General features: G+C 38.5%; 16 protein-coding genes and 2 pseudogenes. 15 read left to right on the top strand and 3 right to left on the bottom strand.

Annotated elements, in window-relative coordinates:
- Positions 1-76 precede the first annotated feature (76 nt).
- The 6 genes and pseudogenes from ACFPA1_RS08930 to ACFPA1_RS08905 all read left to right on the top strand — a co-directional run.
- Positions 77-1,027: pseudogene (locus tag ACFPA1_RS08930) on the top strand (YjiH family protein); the annotation flags it as partial.
- Positions 1,028-1,474: 447 nt separating this feature from the next.
- Positions 1,475-2,551 (top strand): hypothetical protein, encoded by a 1,077-nt coding sequence (locus ACFPA1_RS08925; RefSeq protein WP_378582133.1) that lies wholly within the window; start codon positions 1,475-1,477, stop codon positions 2,549-2,551.
- A gap of 2 nt (positions 2,552-2,553) precedes the next feature.
- Positions 2,554-4,596, top strand: coding sequence for an McrB family protein (locus tag ACFPA1_RS08920; RefSeq protein WP_378582132.1), 2,043 nt, complete (start codon positions 2,554-2,556; stop codon positions 4,594-4,596).
- Positions 4,580-6,385: a DUF2357 domain-containing protein gene (locus tag ACFPA1_RS08915; protein WP_378582130.1), complete on the top strand. Its 1,806-nt coding sequence runs from the start codon at positions 4,580-4,582 to the stop codon at positions 6,383-6,385. The genes ACFPA1_RS08920 and ACFPA1_RS08915 overlap by 17 nt, the downstream gene beginning before the upstream one ends.
- A 192-nt stretch (positions 6,386-6,577) precedes the next feature.
- Entirely contained in the window at positions 6,578-7,126 is a 549-nt protein-coding gene (locus ACFPA1_RS08910; protein WP_378582128.1) for a hypothetical protein, read from the top strand.
- A gap of 233 nt (positions 7,127-7,359) precedes the next feature.
- Positions 7,360-8,556, top strand: coding sequence for a methyltransferase domain-containing protein (locus ACFPA1_RS08905; protein ID WP_378582126.1), 1,197 nt, complete (start codon positions 7,360-7,362; stop codon positions 8,554-8,556).
- Between the two features lie 196 nt (positions 8,557-8,752).
- On the opposite strand, the gene ACFPA1_RS08900 is transcribed toward ACFPA1_RS08905, so the two are convergent.
- Positions 8,753-9,802 (bottom strand): hypothetical protein, encoded by a 1,050-nt coding sequence (locus ACFPA1_RS08900; RefSeq protein WP_378582125.1) that lies wholly within the window; start codon positions 9,800-9,802, stop codon positions 8,753-8,755.
- A gap of 627 nt (positions 9,803-10,429) precedes the next feature.
- Between ACFPA1_RS08900 and ACFPA1_RS08895 the strand changes: the two genes are divergently transcribed.
- The 5 genes and pseudogenes from ACFPA1_RS08895 to ACFPA1_RS08875 all read left to right on the top strand — a co-directional run bounded on the left by ACFPA1_RS08895 (position 10,430) and on the right by ACFPA1_RS08875 (position 13,985).
- A complete protein-coding gene (locus ACFPA1_RS08895; protein WP_378582123.1) occupies positions 10,430-11,209 on the top strand; it encodes a conserved phage C-terminal domain-containing protein in 780 nt (259 codons plus the stop codon).
- A complete protein-coding gene (locus ACFPA1_RS08890) occupies positions 11,202-11,534 on the top strand; it encodes a hypothetical protein (protein ID WP_378582121.1) in 333 nt (110 codons plus the stop codon). The genes ACFPA1_RS08895 and ACFPA1_RS08890 overlap by 8 nt, the downstream gene beginning before the upstream one ends.
- Positions 11,535-11,538: 4 nt before the next feature.
- A pseudogene (gene dnaB, locus ACFPA1_RS08885) lies at positions 11,539-12,834 on the top strand (replicative DNA helicase).
- A 68-nt stretch (positions 12,835-12,902) separates the two neighbouring features.
- The gene (locus tag ACFPA1_RS08880) at positions 12,903-13,355 is read left to right on the top strand and encodes a hypothetical protein (protein WP_378582119.1); all 453 of its coding nucleotides are present in this window, start codon (positions 12,903-12,905) and stop codon (positions 13,353-13,355) included.
- Positions 13,356-13,391: 36 nt separating this feature from the next.
- Positions 13,392-13,985 carry a thermonuclease family protein gene (locus ACFPA1_RS08875; RefSeq protein WP_378582118.1) on the top strand — a complete coding sequence of 198 codons (594 nt, stop codon included), beginning with the start codon at positions 13,392-13,394 and terminating at the stop codon, positions 13,983-13,985.
- 196 nt (positions 13,986-14,181) lie between these two features.
- On the opposite strand, the gene ACFPA1_RS08870 is transcribed toward ACFPA1_RS08875, so the two are convergent.
- On the bottom strand, positions 14,182-14,514 hold the full coding sequence (locus ACFPA1_RS08870; RefSeq protein ID WP_378582117.1) for a hypothetical protein: 333 nt from the start codon (positions 14,512-14,514) through the stop codon (positions 14,182-14,184).
- A complete protein-coding gene (locus ACFPA1_RS08865) occupies positions 14,514-14,756 on the bottom strand; it encodes a hypothetical protein (protein ID WP_378582115.1) in 243 nt (80 codons plus the stop codon). The genes ACFPA1_RS08870 and ACFPA1_RS08865 overlap by 1 nt, the downstream gene beginning before the upstream one ends.
- A 538-nt stretch (positions 14,757-15,294) precedes the next feature.
- Here ACFPA1_RS08865 and ACFPA1_RS08860 point away from each other — a divergent pair.
- The 4 genes from ACFPA1_RS08860 to ACFPA1_RS08845 are packed head-to-tail and all read left to right on the top strand — an operon-like array spanning position 15,295 to position 21,752.
- Positions 15,295-17,241: a hypothetical protein gene (locus ACFPA1_RS08860; protein ID WP_378582114.1), complete on the top strand. Its 1,947-nt coding sequence runs from the start codon at positions 15,295-15,297 to the stop codon at positions 17,239-17,241.
- Positions 17,238-17,909, top strand: a complete 672-nt coding sequence (locus ACFPA1_RS08855; RefSeq protein ID WP_378582113.1) for an OmpA family protein — start codon at positions 17,238-17,240, stop codon at positions 17,907-17,909. Before ACFPA1_RS08860 ends, ACFPA1_RS08855 begins: the two co-directional genes overlap by 4 nt.
- Positions 17,906-19,180 (top strand): hypothetical protein, encoded by a 1,275-nt coding sequence (locus tag ACFPA1_RS08850; RefSeq protein WP_378582111.1) that lies wholly within the window; start codon positions 17,906-17,908, stop codon positions 19,178-19,180. The genes ACFPA1_RS08855 and ACFPA1_RS08850 overlap by 4 nt, the downstream gene beginning before the upstream one ends.
- Complete coding sequence (locus tag ACFPA1_RS08845) at positions 19,122-21,752, top strand: DEAD/DEAH box helicase (protein WP_378582109.1); 2,631 nt, start codon at positions 19,122-19,124, stop codon at positions 21,750-21,752. Before ACFPA1_RS08850 ends, ACFPA1_RS08845 begins: the two co-directional genes overlap by 59 nt.
- Positions 21,753-21,974 lie beyond the last annotated feature (222 nt).

Genomic DNA, 21,974 nt, shown 5'->3' with positions numbered 1-21,974 from the left:
CCTTTTGTCAAGTAGCATATAGGTTTCGATTTATTTTTAAACACTATTTATGCTTAATGGAGGAGATTATACTATTATGCCGAATCCACAATCTACTAATGTAGAAACAAGTTCTGAAATTCAGAGACAAAAAGTGTACAGTTTTTCAAATGTTTTGAAGTTCTTATTTTTTAGTTCAATTGGTATTTTTGTATTTTTTATTCCAATTACGTTAAATGGCACGTCCTCTATCCCGCTTGATCATATTGTTACATGGCTAAATACTACTTTCCCTTCCGTTACACCTATCTACGCGTTGCTTGTCATTTTAGGGGGAGCAATCTATCCATTTGTAACAAAAACATGGAACATAAACACTTTTAATATTGTATTCTCAATTCTTAAAGTTTTAGGATTTGTCGTTGGATTAATCATCTACTTAAAAGTAGGTCCAAGCTGGCTGATGAATCCAAATATTGGCCCTTTTCTCTTTGACTTGCTAGTTGTTCCAGTTGGGATAATGGTTCCTTTAGGCGGGGTATTTTTGGCTTTATTAGTAGGGTATGGTCTTCTCGATTTTATGGGAGTAATATGTCAAAAAATTATGAGACCAATTTGGAAAACTCCAGGTCGTTCCGCCGTCGACGCATTGGCATCATTCGTTGCCAGTTTTGCAGTAGGATTATTAATTACGAATCGAGAATTCAAAAAAGGAAATTACACCATAAAAGAGGCTGCAATTATTGCTACAGGATTTTCTACTGTCACTGTATCGTTTATGATTGTGGTTGCTAAGACACTGGGGCTTATGGGGATGTGGAATTTTTATTTTTGGGTAACATTGCTGGTTACATTTGCTATTACTGCAATATCTGTAAGAATAAGACCAATCAGTAAGATGAGTGATGATTATTATAATGGCCAAAAGGGCAATCCAGAAGAGACTGTAAAGGGAAACTATATACAAAAAGCTTGGGAAAATGCAATGAATGCAGCAGAAAATGCACCGAGTTTTGGGAAAAATATTTGGGATAACTTACGTGATGGAATGGATTATCTAGTCATATTAATCAAGATATAGTCAAAAATAACAGTATTAAAAAAATGGAAGCATAATGGACATCACATATATCATTTCGTTTTTGTGTTCAGCGAAATCAAATAAGACTGTTTGTTTGTAAAATTTATGGCTCTCTTATTATTCATTGTTGATTTTCAGTTTGGTATGAGAATTCATAAGCGAAGAATTTCCGGCTAATGTACGTAGAGGAAGCTTAAGACGCAGATATAAGCGTAAATATTCGATTAACTGCACTAAATAAGACAAAATCCAAAGATTTTGATCATATAAACGGAAAAACTTCCTTTATTTTTAAGGAAATATGGGTATTTCCCAATTTAAGCGGAATTTTTCCGGTTATTTTTCAAACACAGTGAAACCAACATTCAGTGATAACAGCCTAATTTATAAAAAATTGGAATGGGAGGGGAAAAAGTGGGCAGGGAGGCTTGGAAAAAGGTTTTGGGTTCCATCCCGGATGGAGAATTAGTTGATTTAATTGATATTTGGAAGATCCAAGTAAAGGGTTTCCGGCAAATAACTAAAGATAACATTCAAACAGTCAGGTCTATGGCCATTTTAGAAGCTTTAAAACCGAAAAACCTAAACATGATCAAACATTTTTATGATACATTCCATCATAAAGAAAATCCTGATGGCAAAGATATTAACCTTCGAGAGGAATCGGTAGAAAGTCTTAAACAGCTCTACGAGGAGTGTTCTGTAGACCTCCATATTATTTTGGGTGTCCTTTATTCTAGTGAAGAAAAGCTACACCATCTGAAAGCAAGGAAATTAGAGGATAGTTTACTCGAAGAGCATGAAGCAAAATCAATTTCTGAGCTAACTATGACCAATAAAAAGGCATCTAGTGAGCAGGTCCAGCTTACCTTAGAACCCGACGAGGAATTGGAGTGGGAAAAGAAAAAGAGAAAGTCAGAGGAGAAAAATGAAAAGCTTCAAAAAACCATCGATAAATGGGAGAAACAGTATACGGAATTAAAAAACAAGTATAAAGAAGAGAAACAGCAATGGGCGAAGGAAAGAGCACAGCTCCAACAAGATTTGGGCAGGGAAAAATCGAATGTATCGGGTGCAAATGAAAAACTTGCATTAGCCGAGGCAGAAACAGGGCGTTTAAAAGAAACAATACAGACATTAAAAGCAGAGATATCTCATTTAAATGCGTTATTACTTAGCTCTAATACAAAGATGGATGAGGAGCAAGCAAAAGATCAAGGTGGGAAAAATCCATCTCATATTGCCTTAGTAGGCGACCCTAGAAATAAATTAACGGAAGAATCTGAGGACCCTATTTTTCATGTATTCGGACCAAAAGACATAAATGAGGCATTAGAGAAGAACGTCTTTCAAGATTTTGATGAAGTTTGGATTATGTGTTACCTAGTCCCGCCGCAGATGAAAAAGAAAATAAAAAAAATACATAACCAAAAAATTGTTGAATTTATGGATTTTCCATCGATGAAAAGTTACATCAAAAAGGGGAGATAAACATGAGTACAAAAATCTGGGACAGTGATTTAGTTGGAGTTTTAGATGAGCCAGATCAGTTTGACTTACCTTATAGAGATACCATATTTATCAATAAAAACAATAGTCTTCAATTTACAGTCCGGATTATTTCGCAACCGGCAGAAAGCTTTCCTAACGTGAAAACGGTAACTTGTTTTTACTCAGATCTTGAAAGATGGGGGTTTGAAGACGATTTTCTGGAAACCGAAGAAATCAGAAAAAATAGACTGCGTGAATGGTTAAGGGATCGTTTATTTGTTTTTAAAGTAGAGAGGCGGATCAGATATAACCATGAAGAGGTATATAATGCGTTGGATGTCCGTGTCATGCCAAAGCTGCCAAGCTTCCATGAAGGATTACGGTTAATCCCTGCACCGATATTTAGTAAAGAAGTCCATGGTATGAAAAATATAGATGAATTTGTACTCCGCCTCTCTAATAAAAAATTTGTTGGAAGGATCGATAACATCTCCCATGAGAGTGATGATACACCATCCTTTGTGGTTTGGCGGGAGTTGGACGAAGAGGAAGAAGAACAATTTTCTATCTTTGGAGAATTTTTAAGGCACCAGTACGCGCATGGTGGTTTCAGTTTCGATGTGAGTGACGATCTTAAAATGATCTCCTTTCAGGATAAATGGTTGGAGGAGTGTTATTTCAGCGATGCGATCGGGAATCTCGTTTTTATACCGATTGAAACGTATCAAGAAATTACCAATGCTATTGAAAACGTAACGCCTATTCCACCCGTTACAGAAAGCGAATTGGAAATAAAATCACCTGCTCCATCAGCAGTACATACAACACCTAATGTATTAACGGCTAAAGAGGAACCGAAAGTAGCCCAAACACAGAAACCAGATTTGGAATCGGATATGTCTGAAGGAGGTAACGCTACCGTTACTGTCCCAATGACTGATCAAAAAGAATTAGATTTTTTAAAGTTGCTATATACCAATACACAGGATGCGGGCTTGGTGTATCAGAGAGAGGATCTCATTAACTTTCATACATCGATGAAATCTTCATCATTAGTGATCCTTTCCGGTATGAGCGGAACGGGGAAAACGAAACTGGTGGAAGTTTACAGTCACTCACTTGGACTTAAGGGGGAACAATTTACCGTTATTCCTGTCAGCCCCTCATGGACATCCGATTCCGACCTGATCGGTTACGCAGATACCATGCACATGGTTTACCGGCCAGGAGATTCAGGACTTATTAACGCATTACGAAAAGCAGAGGACGAACCAAATAAAATATTTGTTATTTGCTTCGATGAGATGAACTTGGCACGAGTGGAACATTACTTCTCGCAATTTTTATCGATTCTCGAGATGGACCCGGGGAAAAGAGTGTTAAGGCTTTATAACGATGACTTAGAAAGCCGGCTCTATAATTCCGCCCAATATCCGCCGACAATCGTGATCAGAGATAACGTGTTTTTCGTAGGGACAGTGAATATGGATGAATCAACTTATCATTTCTCAGATAAGGTACTCGATAGAGCCAATGTGATCACGTTAACGGTGATGCCTTTTGAAAACATGAAAGAAATGCCTGAAAAGAAAAAAGGAGTAACAGCACGCAGTGAGGAGCTAGATTTTGAAACGTATAAATCATTTATCCGTGAAAATCGAACGGTTTCGCTTTCAGAGCAGGAGTTAGCACTCCTTTGGGACGTTCATAATGTGATGCAGGAAGCAAATAGACAAGTGGGAGTAGGGCCGCGGATCGTCAAACAAATCGACGTGTTCCTTGAGAATCTTCCGTCACAGGAATATGTGAATCGTGAAATAGCATTTGATTTTCAGTTTGTCCAGCGTGTTTTAACCAAGGTCAGGGGATCAGAGGATCAATTGAATGATTTAATTGGAAAATATGAAAGGGATTCTGGAGAAGCTGTCACTGGCAAGTTCATGGATATCTTTAACGAATACCCAATGGTCTCCGATTTCAGAATGAGCAGAGAGGTAATCAAACAAAAAGCGAAAGAGCTGAGGTTTAATGGTTACACCATGTAGGACGGATGATTTTACGGTTTCATTTATTCATGTTTATGGAAATGGTTCACAAGAAGAAAAAACCTTATCCTGCTTTGTTGAAAACCTTGAAGACTGGGATGAAAAGGTACATGGCTACCTGGAAATACGGGAATTTGTTGAATTAGAATTGATGTTTCAGTGTGAACATGATGATGCGAGATTGTATATGGATGGATTAGAGGTCCTAACTGGGGAAGCCCTGCCCAGAGATGAAATCACTGGGGAACCTTACATCGAGGCTGGCCAAAGGGTTACTTTATATAAGAGTCCCGGTTATTATCCTTATATCCCAGGTATTTATTGTATCAAGGTAGTCTTTTCGAATAAAACCTATCTTTCACTTGTCAAGGTGATTACGAACCGTTTAACAGATGAGCAGCTCAATGTCATGCGCTTAGAAGTGGAAGGCTTCCTAAAAGGGCTTGCACATGACGTCGTCCGCAAACAGAAGGCCTTTTATCATTTGGATGATGATATACTTGATCCCACATTGCTTCAACAATTCAAAGTATTGGACCATCATTTTGCGGAAATATCAGCCATTCTGGCGGATTTATCCCAAAGGGTAAGATTCTCTCTTATTAAGGAATATACTCTTCAGCCTGTTGACCGCCCGGCTCAGGTAGATGATATATCCATTAGATATAGATTAAGGCATCCTGAATCAACCAATTACGTGAAATCACCAAAGAAAAGGGTGAACTATAATCTGCCAGAAAACCGTATCCTTAAAACCATTATTGAAAAATGGCTGCGGTTGCTAAGGAATTTCATTGAAGCAGTAGACCGTAATCTTGAACGTTTAACGAGGGGGAACACAAAAGCGTTTTCCTCCTATATTCCATATGAAAAGAGACTTCAATATGTGGAAGAATTAAGAGGTTATCGGAACCGAGCCGCACAAATGAAAGGCGCCTTCACCATTTTAAAGACAAGCAGATGGTATCAGGAACTTTCCGGCGGAAGGGTGCAAATGATCCCAACCATGATGTATGTGGATGTGCGTTATCGGTTTATCTGGCAAATGGACAGGATTTTGTTTTCGGAAGAAACGGACATCACTCTGCATCCAGACTGGAGGTATCATTGGAAAAGAACGGACCATCTATATGAAATTTGGAGTTATCTTAAAGTGCTGCAAACATTAGAGTCAAGCCGTTATGGTTTTACATACTCTTCTGGTTGGCTTTTTGACCATAAAGATTTAGCGGGAGCCGACTATTTTGTGATTCCTACCATTCCTAAAGGGACAACCGTCGAGCTGCAAAAGGATGATTTGAGGTTATCTGTCATATACGATGCGATTATCCCATCGAACCAAGCCGATACAAATCAGCTGGATAGGCCCATTTACACAACGGCAGAAAATAATAACCCCGACATTCGGATTGATGTTTACATCCAAAATATCTTTATCGGGACGATATTATTGGAATCAAAATACAGGAGCAAAAACGCCATTTTAGGAAGCGAAGTGATGCGGCAATTAACTAGCTATGCCGATAATATTCGCTCACCCTATATTTTTAATAAAAAAAGACGTTGGGAAAAATTCCGGCCCGTTCATCAGGTTCTCGTCCTCTTCCCGGAAAAATGGGGCGACACAGATGTGGAAGCGAAAGAGGGGAGGAGTATCAGTCTAATCCCTCTAACACCTGCAACGGACTTAGATGTTTTTAACCAAACCATTGAGCACCTCATAGAAGATTTGATTTTGGAAGCTGAAGATGAAGGGATTGTTACTGAAACAGTGTTGTTAAAGCAGTAGGTGTGGGTACGATATTATAATTGAGGCTAACAAAAATCGAGTAACTAAAGTAGGAAAGTAAAAATAGGTTTACCATTTTTGGTAGGCCTAATTTTTTTGGCAATGTTATACTTTAAATTGAAAATAAAACTTTTACAGCTTTGTTAATAAAGGGATATACTAACAAATTATTAGTCAAAAGGATGGGTTTTAATGAAACTGGAATTAGACTTACAAAAATTTAATTTACAGGCGTTTCTTGAGGAAGCAGAGAAAAACGGTGAAGGAATCATGACTCCCACCGTTCAAGTAATTGAAAATTTGGATGACTGTTGGTCTGATGATATTGACGTTTATGAATTTGAATATTACTTAGAAAATCTCGTAAATGAACAAAATTATTTGTATGTAAATTTCTCTGAACCCGGTTTGGAAAGAGAGATTCAATGTATAAATGGTGAGACCTATTATCTTATCGATAGTGACGATTATGAAGTAGAAAAGGAAGAGGGAGATAGTGAAATTCCGGAGGATGTAGTGCCTGTAAAAAATCTGTATCTAAATGAAACTTGTTCTCTTGGATATTTATTGAAATATAAGAACGGCACTCTTACCATACAATCAGCTATTTATTATATTCATGGGAAACATTTTATTGGTCCTGGTGGATTCGGTTCCACCACAGAGATTGAAGTTGAAGAAGATGTTGAAATATTTGAACAGCCAATGATTGAATATATAAAGCAGTATAAGAAGGAATAAATTTTTGAAAAAAGTCAGTTATAAAAATAAAGTGGACAACTGACTTTTTTAGAATTCAAGGGTCAGTCCCTCGGTGAGTTAAAACTTTAGTGGGCTGGGGGACTGATTATTCATACGATCGGTACCTCCATTGAGTTCATTAATGATACAGAAATATTAGAAGTACCAATGAGAACTTATCTGCACCCATTTATTCACTCAAAAAATGATTAATAGCACCAGGAGGATTAGAAATGGAAGCGAAAATCCAAGCTTATTTTGAAAAAGTGAACATGCCGACTCATAAGAATCTGGAAGATTTTGACTCTTGTTTATACGAGAATCATCCTAAAAGAACGGTTGATCGCATCCTAAAAATGATGGAAAATCGAATGGATGAAGGGGGCAATATTTACGCAAATATTTATCGTAGAAAAAATGAATATCTTAGATTGAGTTTAGATGTATCCAGTTATTCTGCGGATCAGTATCAAAAGTTTTTTGAATGGATGATGACGTTTCAGGAATTGAATCCAAAGCGTATACTTGATATTGGCTGTGACAATGGGTTTGCATCCTGTTTTTATGCAACATTATTTCCGGATTCAGAAGTTGTTGCGATCGATGTAAATGATAAAGCACTGGACTGCGCGAAAGAGTTAGCGACACAGTTGGAGCTGCAAAATATTGAGTTTCGACAGTTGGATTTTGTCGAAGCAGCAAATCATTTTTCCGCAAAAACGTTTGACCTGATTGTATCTCTTTCATCCATACATGAAATTGCCAAACCGTCCTTATTGCCGCGGTCTTGGAGTTTAGAAGATGGTGTAAAACTGGCAACAGAAAGCGGCAAAGAGGAAGAAACCTTTACACAGCTGGAATCACTGTTAGTTGATAATGGGATGATTTTATCGATGGAACGGCTGCCGAATGTAGATTATATTGCGGCAAGAGCGGTCGATCTTGAACGGTCCGGCCTATTTGTTAACTGGGAAAAGTCGAAAAAAATAACCTACGATGAGTCAGGAGAACCACAGTCAATGCCTGCTTTCTATATTTCTAAACAACGTACAGATAGGGAAATAGTAGAAGGGGCTTTGAATCTGTACCTAAACAGGGCTTTGCTATCAACCTCCTTCGGAACCCATCTGATAGATGTAGAGGCTGAGGTACAGTTTGATGAGATAGACAATAAGGAATTCGTAACCGGAATGCAAATTATGTTTTTAAACGGATCAGGAACCCTAAGACTAGAGGTTTGGAAGTTAGGAGCAAGGTTGCTTGCTTACCGTTATAGTAATGTGGGATACAGGGACTTGAAGATTGTCCCTAAAGGGTCGCTTTCAACTATTAAGAAAGAATTCAAAAAGATGGCGGAAGAGTATGAAGCATTTGCAGGAGTTGCGTTTTATAAAAACATTGAGGAACGGAATCAGTTGGAAGTTATTTAACTGAACAGGTTTACTGATAAATTTCTAATTTAAAGGAAAAGAGAGTAATTCTCAGATTTTTGGCTAGAAGTAAATAGAGTAAAGCATAGAATTTATTGATCATTTACTATGAGACACTAAGCGTATACAAAGCAATAAAACCCACATATAGATTGGGTTTTATTGCTTTAATATTCTTAAAGGTATTCCGTTGTTCCTATTCGATTGGATCGAACCCCATTCCATCAAATAAGTCGTATCCCTCTGCACGAATCTCCGACAATGTCTTGTTTTTTTCTTTTACAACCGCATAATCATATCCATTGACCTTACCGCTTGGTGCAAATTGTTTCGCCCAGGCATTTAAAGAAATGATTTTTCCATTAAATTCGACATTATTACCGCTTTGGATCTTTCCGAGGGACTCGCTCTCCTTGTTTTTGAAGAAAATCTCATCGCCTTCCGACACAAGCCCCACTTCCAGCATGTGGTTGAGTTTTGGGAAACTTTTTCGTGTCCAGCTGGATTGTCTTCGGGCTGTAGGCCGCTTGTTTTCGTTCGTCAATATTTCAGAGAAATAATCGTCATCGGATCCAAGCGGAAGCAACTTCTTGATTTCAAGGAGGTACGCATCACCATTTTCCCCTTCAATCAATTGAGGTGCAATTTCAAAGCAAGAAATATCGAGTCCTTTTGTTAATAACCAGGCGGAGGCGGATAAGACACTTGGGTCAAAACTCGAGGCGACTAATATGATACGTTGATCGGCATTAAAGTTATCAAATGCCTCGTGATCATTTAAAAACCCAACAATGTTCTCAATGCCAACTTCAACAGCTTCTTCTTCCTTGACTTTTTCATGATGGACCAAATAATCGGCATACACTTTTTCCACAATTTCTTGGACGCTAGTGATTTTGGCAAAAGAGGCGGCATAGCGAATGGCTTGGGATTCGAAGTTATCTCTTCGAGTCCTCATATCATCTTCATCCCGTTTGATTTCAATCACGACCACGTTTCCATTACTGTCGATTCCGACCAAGTCCGTCCGCTTATTCGCATTGTTTCGAACCTGTTTACCGATAATCTTGAGTTCGTAATCTTCTTCTTGGGTTAATACGTCAATATTTTCCTGAAGAAACTCCTCTAAGGCACTTTCAACAAGTCCCAGACTCTTATATGTAATTTTTGATATCTCGTGAGTGTTTTTCTTCAGTTTCTTTTTGTTGGGCGTACTTCCGTCAATTTGAACCTTGACCAACATCATAACTCCTCCAATTTCCGTTCATCTTTTTAATTATACCTCTTTTTAATTTACAAAAGTCATCCGCGGGGAACCGAATCTTGAGATAGGGTTCTATGGGATTCAAACTGACCCTTTCAGTTTGACAGTTTACTATAAACTTTACTCAATAAGAATGTAATGATGCCGATTGAACATTTGTTTTTGTTTACGGAACCTTAAGAAAACATGAAAGAAATATTTGCTTGTGCTGGGGGAATGACCCCATTTTCAGGCTATTGATAGGATATATAATGAGCCGTGTTTGTCTTAACATGACCCCTACATGAACCAAGTCTGCATCATGGGTGGAACCATCCCGAACCAAGCAATACCAGAGATTAACACATAGATTACTTCAGAGAATACAACAGAGAAAAATATATATTTGTCCCGCAAATACGAATTCGCAAATAAAACCCGCTTATCCGCAAGTAAAAATATCCTATCCACAAATAAAAATAAAACTCACAAAAAAATTATTAATCTACCCTGTCCTTTTTAAGTCTTAATCGCTATATAGAAGGTGAAGCGTATGAGCCGATGCATCGGTCAGCCCTTCAAGCATGACGAACCAGTCCATTGGCGATTAAAAAAGAGGAGGGGAATAAGGTGAGTAAATTATTGATCAACGAAAACCCGGTGATGATCATCCCATCACTGGCAGTCAAAATTGGCTTGAACGAAGCCGTCATCCTGCAGCAAATCCATTATTGGGTTCATGGCAGCAAACATGTCATTGAAGGCAGGAAGTGGATATTCAACACGTATAAGGATTGGCAGGAACAGCTTCCGTTCTGGTCTGAAAGCACGATCAAACGGACCATTCACTCGCTTGAAAAACAAGGATTGCTGCTATCCGGCAACTGGAACAGGTCGAAAATGGATAAGACCAAGTGGTATACCATCGACTATCAACAACTGGAGGAACTGACTGAAGCCCAGCCAATGACTCCTTCAGAGGAACGTCAACCGGCCGATCATGAGACTACCGCAACAGAAACCGATCCAAACCACATGCAAGTCGACTTATATGAATTGTTGGATGACAACGGTGACGAATCCATGCCACTGCAAGCAACACCAACACCTGCAGCAGTGAAAATACCGGTTACCGATGTCATCCACTATCTGAATGAAAAAACAAATGCAGCCTATAAGCCAAGAAGTCCGAAAACAAAGGAACTGATTCGGGCGAGGGCAAGAGAAGGCTTCACGCTGGAAGATTTCAAAGCAGTGATTGATTTAAAAGCTGCGGAATGGCTGGAGGACCCGGTCATGTGCAAATATCTCCGGCCGGAAACGTTATTTGGCTCGAAATTTGAGGCCTATCGCAACCAAAAGTCTTGGAAAAAAGAGCTAACTGAGGAGGATTTTGATTTAGATGAATAAGCGGGAAACGTTCGCCCTATTGAAAATGATTTCGGTGTTTTATGAACAGTTTAGTTTTGACCAAGAGAAAGTGAACCTTTGGCACGATGCGCTGAAAGACCTTCCGTTTGTTGACGTGGAGGAGAATCTATTAAAACACGTGCGTCAATCGCCGTTTCCGCCTAAAGTGTCCGAGCTTTACATAAAGTCCAGTGTTCCAGGGATTATTCCAGATCCCGATGAAACAAAGGTCATCCTTTCCCGTCATTATGTGCCGGCAAATAGCGAAGTAGTGCAAAAGGAACTGGCCAATATCAGAAAGCTATTGGGCATTGAAAGGGAGTAGCAGGATGAGACCATTTGAACCTTATAATCAAGAAGCAGAAGAAGCATTTGTCGGGTCCTTTTTCCTCGACAGTGAGTTAGTAAAAGAGTGTGCTATTCTCCCGGAACAGCTATACTTTCCAGAGCTTCGACTACTCTATACAGGCATTCGCAGCCTAGTTGAAAAAGGAATGCCAGTAGATTTGGTGACGATACTGAATGAACTCGGGATCGAGGGGATTAAAAATGCTGGTGGAATGAGCTACATCGCCCAATTGATAGGTAGTGTGCCAAGTATTGCTAATTTTCATACCTATGAAAAACTGGTCAAGGAGTACGACAAAAAACGAAAGCTGATCGCAGCAGGCGAAAAAATAATGGTCCAAGCTACCAGTGAGGATAGTGACACAACAGTAAGGGAAGGAATCGATGAACTGATTAGTATTGAAGAAGATCAGACGGACGATGACACGGGCGAGATCACCTCATCATTGGTGGAGTTATTTGTAGAGTGCGAGCAGGATCAGGGCGAAATGGTAGGAATCCCTTCCGGTTTTCATGACTTGGACAGGCTGACAGGCGGATTTCAAGCCTCGGATTTGGTGATTATCGGGGCACGGCCAAGTATGGGGAAGACGGCATTCGCACTAAGTTTGGCTCTTCAAGGGGCAGAAGAGGATGTAAGCCTGATTTTCTCACTGGAAATGTCCAAGAAACAGCTGATCAAGCGAATGACCGGATGCACAGGGCGAATCGACAGCCTCAAATTGCGGAATCCCCAACAGTCGTTCCAAGACGAGGATTGGGAACAATTCGCCAATGGAATCGGAAGGCTGTCACAACTAAAGCTGCATATCTTTGACCGGGCTGGAATGGATGTGGCCTAAATCAGGTCAAAGGTCCGCAAAGCGCGCAGGGCCTGTGGTGAGCAAAGGCGGATGCTCGTAGTGATTGACTATTTGCAGCTCCTTGAGGGCAATCGAAAAAACTATCAAAACCGCCAGGCAGAAATCAGCGAAATCAGCCGGGCACTCAAGACTATGGCGAGGGAACTGAATGTCACCGTCATTGCCCTTTCGCAGCTAAGCCGGGGAGTCGAAACCAGACATGACAAACACCCGATTCTCTCGGATCTTCGCGAAAGCGGGCAAATTGAGCAGGATGCCGACCTGATCACGTTTCTGTACCGAGACGATTACTATAATAGCGATTCACCGAAGAAAAACAGGATGGAAATTATCCTGGCAAAACACCGCAATGGACCGACCGGGACCATTGAGCTTGGGTTTAACAAGCAATATGGGGCGTTCGTTAACCTCTAATCATAAGTTGGAGCGAGCCAAAGCGGCCGGAAGGTTTTTAAAAAATAATGAAAAGGGAAGTGTTAAAGATGGGAAATCGTAGAGGAATCAATGTTGAAATTTGGGATCATCCCATTATTAAAAAGATGAGTGTAGAAGAGAGGACTTTTTATATCTACCTGCTAACAAATAGTCATACTACTAGTATCGGAATCTATCCAATTTCAAAAATACTAATCGCTCTTGAACTGGGTGTTTCGATTGAGAGTGCACAAGCATTACTAGACCGATTCAGCTTGGAGTACGAGTTGATTCGATACAATCGTGAAACAAGAGAGGTCGCCATAAAGGACTGGGGCAAATTCGTGCTGCTAAATGGTGGAAAACGGGTTATGCTTTCTGAGTTAAAAGAAGTAGGGGACCACTCGTTGATTCCATTTGTTTCAGAATCCATTGCTAAACCGAAAATTCGCAGCTTATATGATTTATTTTGTACACAAGAGCAAGGAACCTCATGCCGAGATGGGAAGGATGATATGTAATAGAATACGAGGGTGTGGAATCAGGGGGGCCAGATTATGCGAAAGCAACTAGCCGGCACGGCCCTCCTGACAGCAGCTGCCATGTTCATGGTAAACCTTCCAGAGACGGAACAGAATAATCCGAGTGTCAACCATCAGCAGAAGAAAGGGGACAGTCAATCAGAAGTGGGATTGTTGCCAGATGGCCAAGTCCCCGTTAACTTAGTGGAAACAATCGATGGCGATACCATCAAAGTAAGAGTAATGGAAAAAATTGAAACGGTCCGCTATTTGTTAATCGACACACCAGAATCGAAAAAGCCGGGCATGTGTGTCCAGCCCTATGCCAAGGAAGCATTCTTACGGAATAATGAGCTGGTCAAGAACGGCTCACTCACATTGGAACTGGAGCAGGGAAATACGAGAGATGGCTACGGGCGGTTGCTGGCCTATGTCTTTGTCGACGGGAAATCGATACAGGAAACAATGTTACAAGAAGGCCTCGCACGTGTGGGATATATCATGAATCCTCCCTATAAATATCTGAAGCTATATAAAGACGATGAAAGTCAGGAAAAAAGAAACAAGGAAAACATCTGGAGCCGCCCTGGGTTTGTAACGAAGTGGGGATTTAATGGCTGCTCGCCCTGAAACGAGTAGTCGGGGTTAAGTTCTACTTTTTTGAAATCACATGTAGCAAATACCCCTATATTAGGCACCTGTCATTTCTTTGCCTAAACTGTGCCCGTTGAAAAACTAGTTCACCATGCATCTGAATAATTTTGTGCTAGCCCATGTTATTATGTAAGGGACTTCATATCTTTGAAGTCCCGCAATTTCAGCCGAATCAGATGGCCAAATCAGATTCAATTTCGGGGCTTAAATTAAATGCTATTTTACCATTTGCAATATGATCCAAATGCCACCACCATTCAATTAGTGGTTCTTCTGATAAAGAAAAATCATATACTTCTCCAATATGTTCTGACATTCTATTGGCATTTCTAATTAATTGCATATCGAAGCTAAGCAATTTAATTCTTTCATCATTTGTAAGTTCATGAATCACCCGCTCTATTCTGCTTCGTCTGTGCAGCATATCAACAGATTCAAAGGGACTTACCTCAAAATCATCTACACATTTTCCATAAATCTCAATACTTTTACTGTGCATTGTCATTATCTAAGCACCTCCTTAATTTTACCTAAATATTCATATCCCTTTTTATTTGAAAGATACTCAAAATAATCACCATCAATTGGGAAGGAAGTCTCCATTATTGCATCCTCTCCAATAATAACAACCCATTTACCATCACCAAAAACAAAATAATCCTTTTTGAATCCTTTAAGATAGTAAAGGAACACTTCACTTTCTTTACCACTAACTATTTCCATTATAACATTTTCGTAATCTTTCATAGAAAATGGAAGGTGCCTGGCACTAGTTTTCGATACAATCAGCTATTTATTATATTCACGGAAAACATTTTGTTGGTCCCGGCGGATTCGGTTCGACCACGGAAATTGAGGTTAAAGAAGATGTAGAGATATTTGAACAGCCGATGATTGAATATATAAAGAAGTATATGAAGGAATAACTTTGCAAAAAAGTAAGTTATTACAGAAAAACGAGATTACCATTTTGGGTAGCTCGTTTTTTGTTTACAAATAAGTTGATGGTACCTGAATAATAATGTCTAGGATCAAGAAACCTGATTCATAGTCCCATTCAAATCAAAAAAGAACAAATTATAAGGTGGCTATGTTGTTTTTTATAATTAATAGCTGCTAATTCTAATTTGCAAATATAATTTAAAATAGTTCTAACGGCATAATTATGAACAGAAGGAAAAAAATTATAGCATGAAAATAGGTCAATATTTACAGATATAAAACATTTATTTACACTTTTATATTAGAATAGAAGATATTATAAGTTTAGAATGGGTGATTAACTTTGTTTTCAATATTTGAAAAAACGTTTGCTCGAGCGAATGAAATAGGAGTTAACAAGTTTACTAGTTATTTTTTATTATTTCAATTACTTCTTTTTTTAGTGTTAATAACAATTCAAGCTATTAGGATCTATAAAGAAATTCTTACAATGAAAAAGGTTCAATCTGAACTTATACAAATTCAAAAAACTCCATCAACGGAAGCATCGGAAATTGACCGTCAGATTAACGATTTATTTTCTAAAATAAAGAGATCAAGATATAAGATGCTTTGGGAACGTTATTATAACAGGGTTTCTGAAAAGAAAGAGGATGAACGAATTAACGTTGAACCTTTTTTTGGTTTTGATATTATGCATTACCATATGGGATATCGCTCCTTAATGGATGTTGGGGCTGGAATTAGCGTCAGTATGGGAGTTTTAGGAACTTTTATTGGATTATCAATGGGTTTATCGGATTTACATGTTGATAATACCGAAGCTTTGAGAACGGGTATTGGCGGATTATTAGATGGTATGAAAGTTGCATTCTATACATCTGTATGGGGCGTTACTTTATCACTAATATGGACTTTAATTGACCGGTCGATTAGCGGCCATTTAGACCGTAATATTGATTGGCATTCGGAAAAAATGGACTACTTGTTAAGTACGGATGACGAAGAATTGTTCTTAAACCGTTTGGAGAAAATCACAAGAAGTCAATCAGATCACCTTAAGACTTTGCTAACGGATGCACTAGAAAGGGCCATGCAGCCAATCGTTATGAGTATAAAAGAGTCAAATGGAAATGTAAGTAATGCATTTTCACAATTAAATGACCAGTTTACGAAGTTACAAACAGGTGTAGAAAATCAATCAAAATTATTAGAGAACCAGCTTGAGATAACCAAGAATAATAGTCATGATATATCAGATAGGTTAGTAGAACAGATTACTGGAGGTACCCAAGAATCAATCTCCGGATTCAGTTCCCTTATTAAGGATTCTCAACTGTTACAAACCCAAATGGTTCAGACAATCAATCAGGTTGTTGAGAACTTTGCTTCCACGCAAACGAGCCAGTCGACAACTCTTGAGAGAACGGAACGGCTTTTCGAAACGTTTGAACAAATGACGATGGAAATGAATCAAATGAGAAGCAGTTATGCCGAAGCCTCAAATTTTATGGGGGATTTATCTGCGTCATTCCAAAATATTCAACAATTAACACAACAACAGCTACCAGTCCAGCAGCAAGTTATGCAAAGCAATCAGTCACTTGCTGAAAAATATGATGGTTTAACAGAGAGATTGAAAGAATTCAACACAAATATTGAAAGAAAATATGAAGGTTTATTGGAAGAAGTATTAACAGTTTCAAAAGGACTAACCAATACATTCCAACAAATGACAACGAGATTTTCAGAATCACTTCATATCCAGTCAAATATGATGAAGGAGTCTGATGTATTACTTCAAAACGTAAAAAGTGTGGTGGAGCATATTACACCAATTGCTCCTGATTTAAGAGAGGTAGTTGGTAATATTACTAGTCTTAAAGAGCAACTTGTTACAATGCAGCGTCTACAAAGTGAATTACTGCCTGAACTCGTTCAGATGAAAGAACAAACCAATGAGGTTGTCGAGGATGCTTTAAAAACGACAAAAGGTTATTTGAGTGATATGAAAGACCAACTAGAGGTAATGAAATCGAACTGGGCAACTACTAGAGAACAATTTGAACAAACAAGAGATACCCTCCAGGTTTCAGTGAAGGATTTCTCTGAAAATATTGATAATGGTCTTTCAAAAACTTATCAGCATTTTGATGAAACGTTAACAAATGCCGTGAAACAAGTAAGTCAACTCGTTTACCAATTTAGTGATTTACAAAAGGAATTTGTTGATACGTTGGAAGATATAACTGAGGAAATGAACAGAAAGAAAGCAGTGAATGCTAAATGAGGACTAGAAAAAGAGAAGAAGTAAACTACTGGATGTCTTATGCCGATTTAATGAGTGCGATGCTTATGGTATTCGCACTCCTTTTAACGTTAGTTATTCTCGATTATAAAGAGCTGCTTGATAAAAAGGAAAAAGAAATCAAACAAGTTGTATCAGTGAAAACAGAAATTATCAAAGCTCTAACGGAACAGTTTAAGGAATCAAATTTAGCTATCGAAATCGACCAACAGACTGGTGCCATTCGTTTTCCAGGAAGCGTCCTTTTTTCCACAAATTCATCCGAAATTTCACCAGAAGGGAAACAGTTCTTAAACGAGTTTGTTCCTAAATATCTGGACATTTTGCTCCAAGAAAGGTTCAGAAATGAAATATCATCTATTATTATAGAAGGTCATACAGATAACCAAGGAACCTATAATTATAATATGAAGTTATCTCAAGATAGAGCCTTTTCTGTATTGAGCTATATTTATAGTGATGAATTCCCGACTTTTACGGTGAAGGAATTATCTCAAAGTTATATTACCGCTAACGGCCGGGGCTTTAACCAACCTTTGAAAAAAGCAAATGGTGAGTATGACCCAGATAGTTCCCGCCGGGTGGAATTTTTATTCCGCTTAAAGGATGATGAAGCAATAAAAGCGATTCAAGAGTTGGTGGAGGAATGAAATACGAATATCAACCTACAATGTTAAAAACATGGCTCCGCGACAATAAGGATATGAAAATAAACTTGTCCATTGAAGATATAAATGTTGAGTATAAAGGTGAATTGGAACAGTTAAAGGAGAATTTTAAAGTTGTCAAACACTTTCCAATTGAGAGCTTTTCCAATTGGGCAAACAATCTATCACGCCGCCAAAGATTACTTTTGCCCAACCTTTACAGTCCAGAATTAAAACCAGAAATAAAAGGTAAACTGCTTGAAGTCGTTCGTGAAAATGCCAAAAGTGAAAAGAGGCTGTTTAGGGTTTTAGTGGACTCACTCTATCAAACTTGTGACCTTAATGAATTGTGGAAAATAGTGAAGCTCTCATTTGAACTTCATCAAGAAAGGCTAAACAAGAGATTTACTGAGGACCAGGCAATGAAATGGAAAGAATTTTTACACAGTGCCAATCCTGTTCATCATTTGGCAGTTCAATCCTATAAAAGCGAGAAAAACTTTCTGGAAGAGTTAGAAAGTTATTATTTAACGGATAATTTTCCCCTTTATAAGCTTGTTTTAATGGATGTGTTCACGTTTGCAGATGAAAACTTTTTTATCCAGGAAAAGGGTTTATATAAGAAGTATTTCAAGTCAGCCACAAATGAAGAGCAGCAGAAGATGGCAGAAGGATTAATTAAGAATTGCAAACTTCACAATGTCAAAGATTTAGGGAAAATGATCTACGAACGGTTAAAAACGTATCGGCGGAAGCCGATGTTATGGAATAAAGTGGGGGAAGATGAGAAAAAGCGTTTTGCAAATTGGATCTTAAAAATGGAGATCAAAGATTTCTTTGGCAATGTAAATACGAACCATGAACGCTATCAATATTGGAAGAAGTTTATCGTAAATTTGGAAGATGTAATTGTTACAGATAATCGCTCCACACTGATTATGTATTTTAGCGATGTTGTGGTGATGGAAGTCTTGGGTACTGGTGCTGTTTACGTATATACCTCTTCAGACTTTAATCGTTATTTCCAAAAAAAGATCGATAACATGTTGGCTGATAGAGAAAAGTATCAGAATTCCTATTATGTTCCTAAAGAGGTTCGGCGTCCTGAACTCATGGATAAATATCTAACTGTTCCTGGAGGATGGCTAACCCATACCGGAGGCTGGCAGGATAAGTTTGATTATTGGCTCTATTCGCATCTAGGCTGGGAGGTAGATGAAAGTGCTCTTCTTCAAAAAGAAGCAGAAAGAGATAAAGATTTCTTTGACTCCTAGTGAACAGGGAGTTGAAATTAATTTGCATTTACTTGAAGGGAAAGTAACATCACCACTTTCCCTTCCTTTAAATAAGTCACAAATTGAAGAATTGTATAAAGTACCGGGTTTTCCTTATTATGTTGCTTGGGAGGAACTCTATGAAAGCGGATTAATGGAGGATGGAGTGCTAAAATACGAAGATTATTATAAGATCCTCGAAGACGAAAGCGGAGAAGATATCCTTCGCCAACTGGGCCTGCCTGTTGAATATATGAATGTCAATGGTGAGCTCATGCTGAAATCCATGCCGCAAGAAGGCGAGCTGAAATTAGAGTTACGAACGCCAGATGGAAAATTATTGGACCGTATCGGCAATCAACAAGGTGCACTATTTCAATGGAATAATGAGTGGTTATTACTTCCGAAGTCAATCTTTTCACTCAAACAAGCATTACATACCGAGTATGAAAATGGTTACCAAAAAGTCGGGGTAACCCAGAAGTTGGCAAAAGAAGCTGGCATTCAACTGGAAAATTTCCTTGAAAATGAATCGTTTCATGTACTGGATCAGTATGATCTTGATATAAAAGTCCATAGCCATGATCATATTGAATTGTTAGCCAAAGGGAAAGATCCGGCTGAAACTGACCAGTTAAATCAACTTTCGACGGTAAATAGTTTAAAAAACGGATTGAAAAGAGAACGGTATATAAAAACAAATGATGTTTTGGAGGATTTACAAAATTTATTTTCCAAACGGCATATTACCGGTGAAGAAGTCCCTATTTTCCTTGAAAACCCTTCGGCCGTCCTTCCGGAACATGATTATATGATAGATCTTGATGCCTTTTCAGAAAGAGTAAGAGGACTTATTCCTATTGAGAAGGTTCGTCCTTCTTTTGGAGATGGAACAGGCATTACCTGGTTTTCAGATGATGCCAGTCCTTACGGTGGGTATAATCGAGAGTTTTTAAGAGGACTAATGGAGAAATATCCAAATAAACAATATGTGGAGCATGATGGGAAATGGATATATCTTGATCCAACGCTCAGGAAGAAATTATTAGATTTACCTGTTGATGAGGAAAATAAGATTAAGCAGCATTTTGCGCTTGATATTAAAGATAATGAAGATGAATTAGATTATGTGATTGATAGTAATAAAGAAAAGAATATTAACGTATACCCGATTCCTGCAACCTTACAAGCCGAATTATTTGATCATCAAGTAGAAGGGTTCCAATGGTTATGTCATTTAGAGGAACAAGGCATAGGTGGATTGTTAGCTGATGACATGGGGCTAGGTAAAACCATTCAGGTCATCACATTCCTATTACATCAAAAGCAAAAACAAAAACTGAAACCTAGTCTAGTCGTATTACCGATAGCACTCATTGAAAACTGGGAAGAAGAAATTCATAAGTTTGCACCGGATTTAGCAGGAAGTTTATACATTCATAAAGGAGGAGGCAGGTTAAAATCATCCGACCTGATTTCACAATATGACCTTGTCTTTACAAGTTATGACACTTTAAAAATTGATCAGCTATTGTTAGGAAAAATTAAATTCCAGTCCATTATTTGTGATGAAGCCCAAAATGCTAAATCACACAGCAGTCAGCGTTCGCGGGCGCTACGAGCCATGCAATCAGAGTTTCGCTTAGCGATGACAGGAACACCAGTTGAAAATAGTTTAGAAGAATTATGGTCCATCATGGATTTCGTGCAGCCGGGAGAACTTGGATCATTAAGAGAATTCAGAAGAACCTATATTCAGACAAATGATTTTGATGCCTTGTTGGAAAAAATTCATCCGTTCTATTTAAGAAGAACGAAAAAAGAGGTCTTAGACGACCGTTTGCCTGTAAAACATGCTGATCAAATAGTAAAGGTGGAAGTGTCACCGACTCAAAGGTCCATTGCTGCTTCTATGCTGCAGACAAAGGAGACCGGACAAATAGCCATCCTAAACATGTTAATGAGATTAAGACAGCTATACGGTCACCCAGGTGTCATCATTCCACAATATGAAACGCTGCCAGCAAGCGAAGTACCAAAGCTTGAAAAGCTAATTGAGATTATCGATGAAGTGAAACGTAAGAATGAGAAGATCCTGATCTTTACTGAATTTAGAAAACTGCATTCGATTCTAAAACGCATTTTTATGCAAAGATATGGAATTCCTGTTCCGGTTATTGATGGTGAAACCAATAACCGCCAATCGGTAGTGAAAATGTTCAATCATACATCAGGCTTTGGCATCATGATTCTATCTCAAAAAGCAGCTGGAGTAGGACTAACGATTACAAGTGCAAACCATGTGGTTCATTATACTAGATGGTGGAATCCTGCGGTAGAAAATCAAGCCACTGACCGGGCCTATCGGATTGGGCAGGAAAAAGGCGTCCATGTATACCAAATTATCACGACGGATCAAACAAATTTTCCGCAAGGTACGGTAGAGGAACTGATGCATGAGTTACTGGAACAAAAAAGAGCGCTAGCCGAAAACGTAGTTGTACCTTTTAATATGAGTGAATTGCAGAAAGAACTTGTGGAAAGATTATCAGCACAGAATATTGTCCATTAATGTTATCAAAAAATGAATTTGGGCCTTATATTGAAAAGAAATAAACATTATCCATTAAGACATCTATCATTAAGGTTACCCATGGCATGATTACCGTTGGAAAAGCAAGATTGTAATCATCCGGCGTGAAAATAGTTCATAGTTTCTGTTTGATTTTTAAAAATTGTACCTTAGGCCCGGATGATGAAAAAGAAGCTTACTTTCAAATATTACGACTCTCAA

The organism is Neobacillus sp. GCM10023253, from assembly GCF_042653105.1.
Taxonomy (GTDB): domain Bacteria; phylum Bacillota; class Bacilli; order Bacillales; family Cytobacillaceae; genus Neobacillus; species Neobacillus citreus.
This window is presented reverse-complemented; position numbering and strand designations above follow the sequence as displayed.

Bases quoted from the DNA above. Each gene is read 5' to 3' on its own strand.
- ACFPA1_RS08865 (WP_378582115.1), bottom strand. From the start codon at position 14,756: ATGAAAGATTACGAAAATGTTATAATGGAAATAGTTAGTGGTAAAGAA.
- ACFPA1_RS08855 (WP_378582113.1), top strand. From the start codon at position 17,238: ATGAGGACTAGAAAAAGAGAAGAAGTAAACTACTGGATGTCTTATGCC.
- ACFPA1_RS08910 (WP_378582128.1), top strand. From the start codon at position 6,578: ATGAAACTGGAATTAGACTTACAAAAATTTAATTTACAGGCGTTTCTT.
- ACFPA1_RS08875 (WP_378582118.1), top strand. From the start codon at position 13,392: ATGCGAAAGCAACTAGCCGGCACGGCCCTCCTGACAGCAGCTGCCATG.
- ACFPA1_RS08890 (WP_378582121.1), top strand. From the start codon at position 11,202: ATGAATAAGCGGGAAACGTTCGCCCTATTGAAAATGATTTCGGTGTTT.
- ACFPA1_RS08880 (WP_378582119.1), top strand. From the start codon at position 12,903: ATGGGAAATCGTAGAGGAATCAATGTTGAAATTTGGGATCATCCCATT.
- ACFPA1_RS08905 (WP_378582126.1), top strand. From the start codon at position 7,360: ATGGAAGCGAAAATCCAAGCTTATTTTGAAAAAGTGAACATGCCGACT.
- ACFPA1_RS08900 (WP_378582125.1), bottom strand. From the start codon at position 9,802: ATGATGTTGGTCAAGGTTCAAATTGACGGAAGTACGCCCAACAAAAAG.
- ACFPA1_RS08915 (WP_378582130.1), top strand. From the start codon at position 4,580: ATGGTTACACCATGTAGGACGGATGATTTTACGGTTTCATTTATTCAT.
- ACFPA1_RS08845 (WP_378582109.1), top strand. From the start codon at position 19,122: ATGAAAGTGCTCTTCTTCAAAAAGAAGCAGAAAGAGATAAAGATTTCT.
- ACFPA1_RS08870 (WP_378582117.1), bottom strand. From the start codon at position 14,514: ATGACAATGCACAGTAAAAGTATTGAGATTTATGGAAAATGTGTAGAT.
- ACFPA1_RS08920 (WP_378582132.1), top strand. From the start codon at position 2,554: ATGAGTACAAAAATCTGGGACAGTGATTTAGTTGGAGTTTTAGATGAG.
- ACFPA1_RS08850 (WP_378582111.1), top strand. From the start codon at position 17,906: ATGAAATACGAATATCAACCTACAATGTTAAAAACATGGCTCCGCGAC.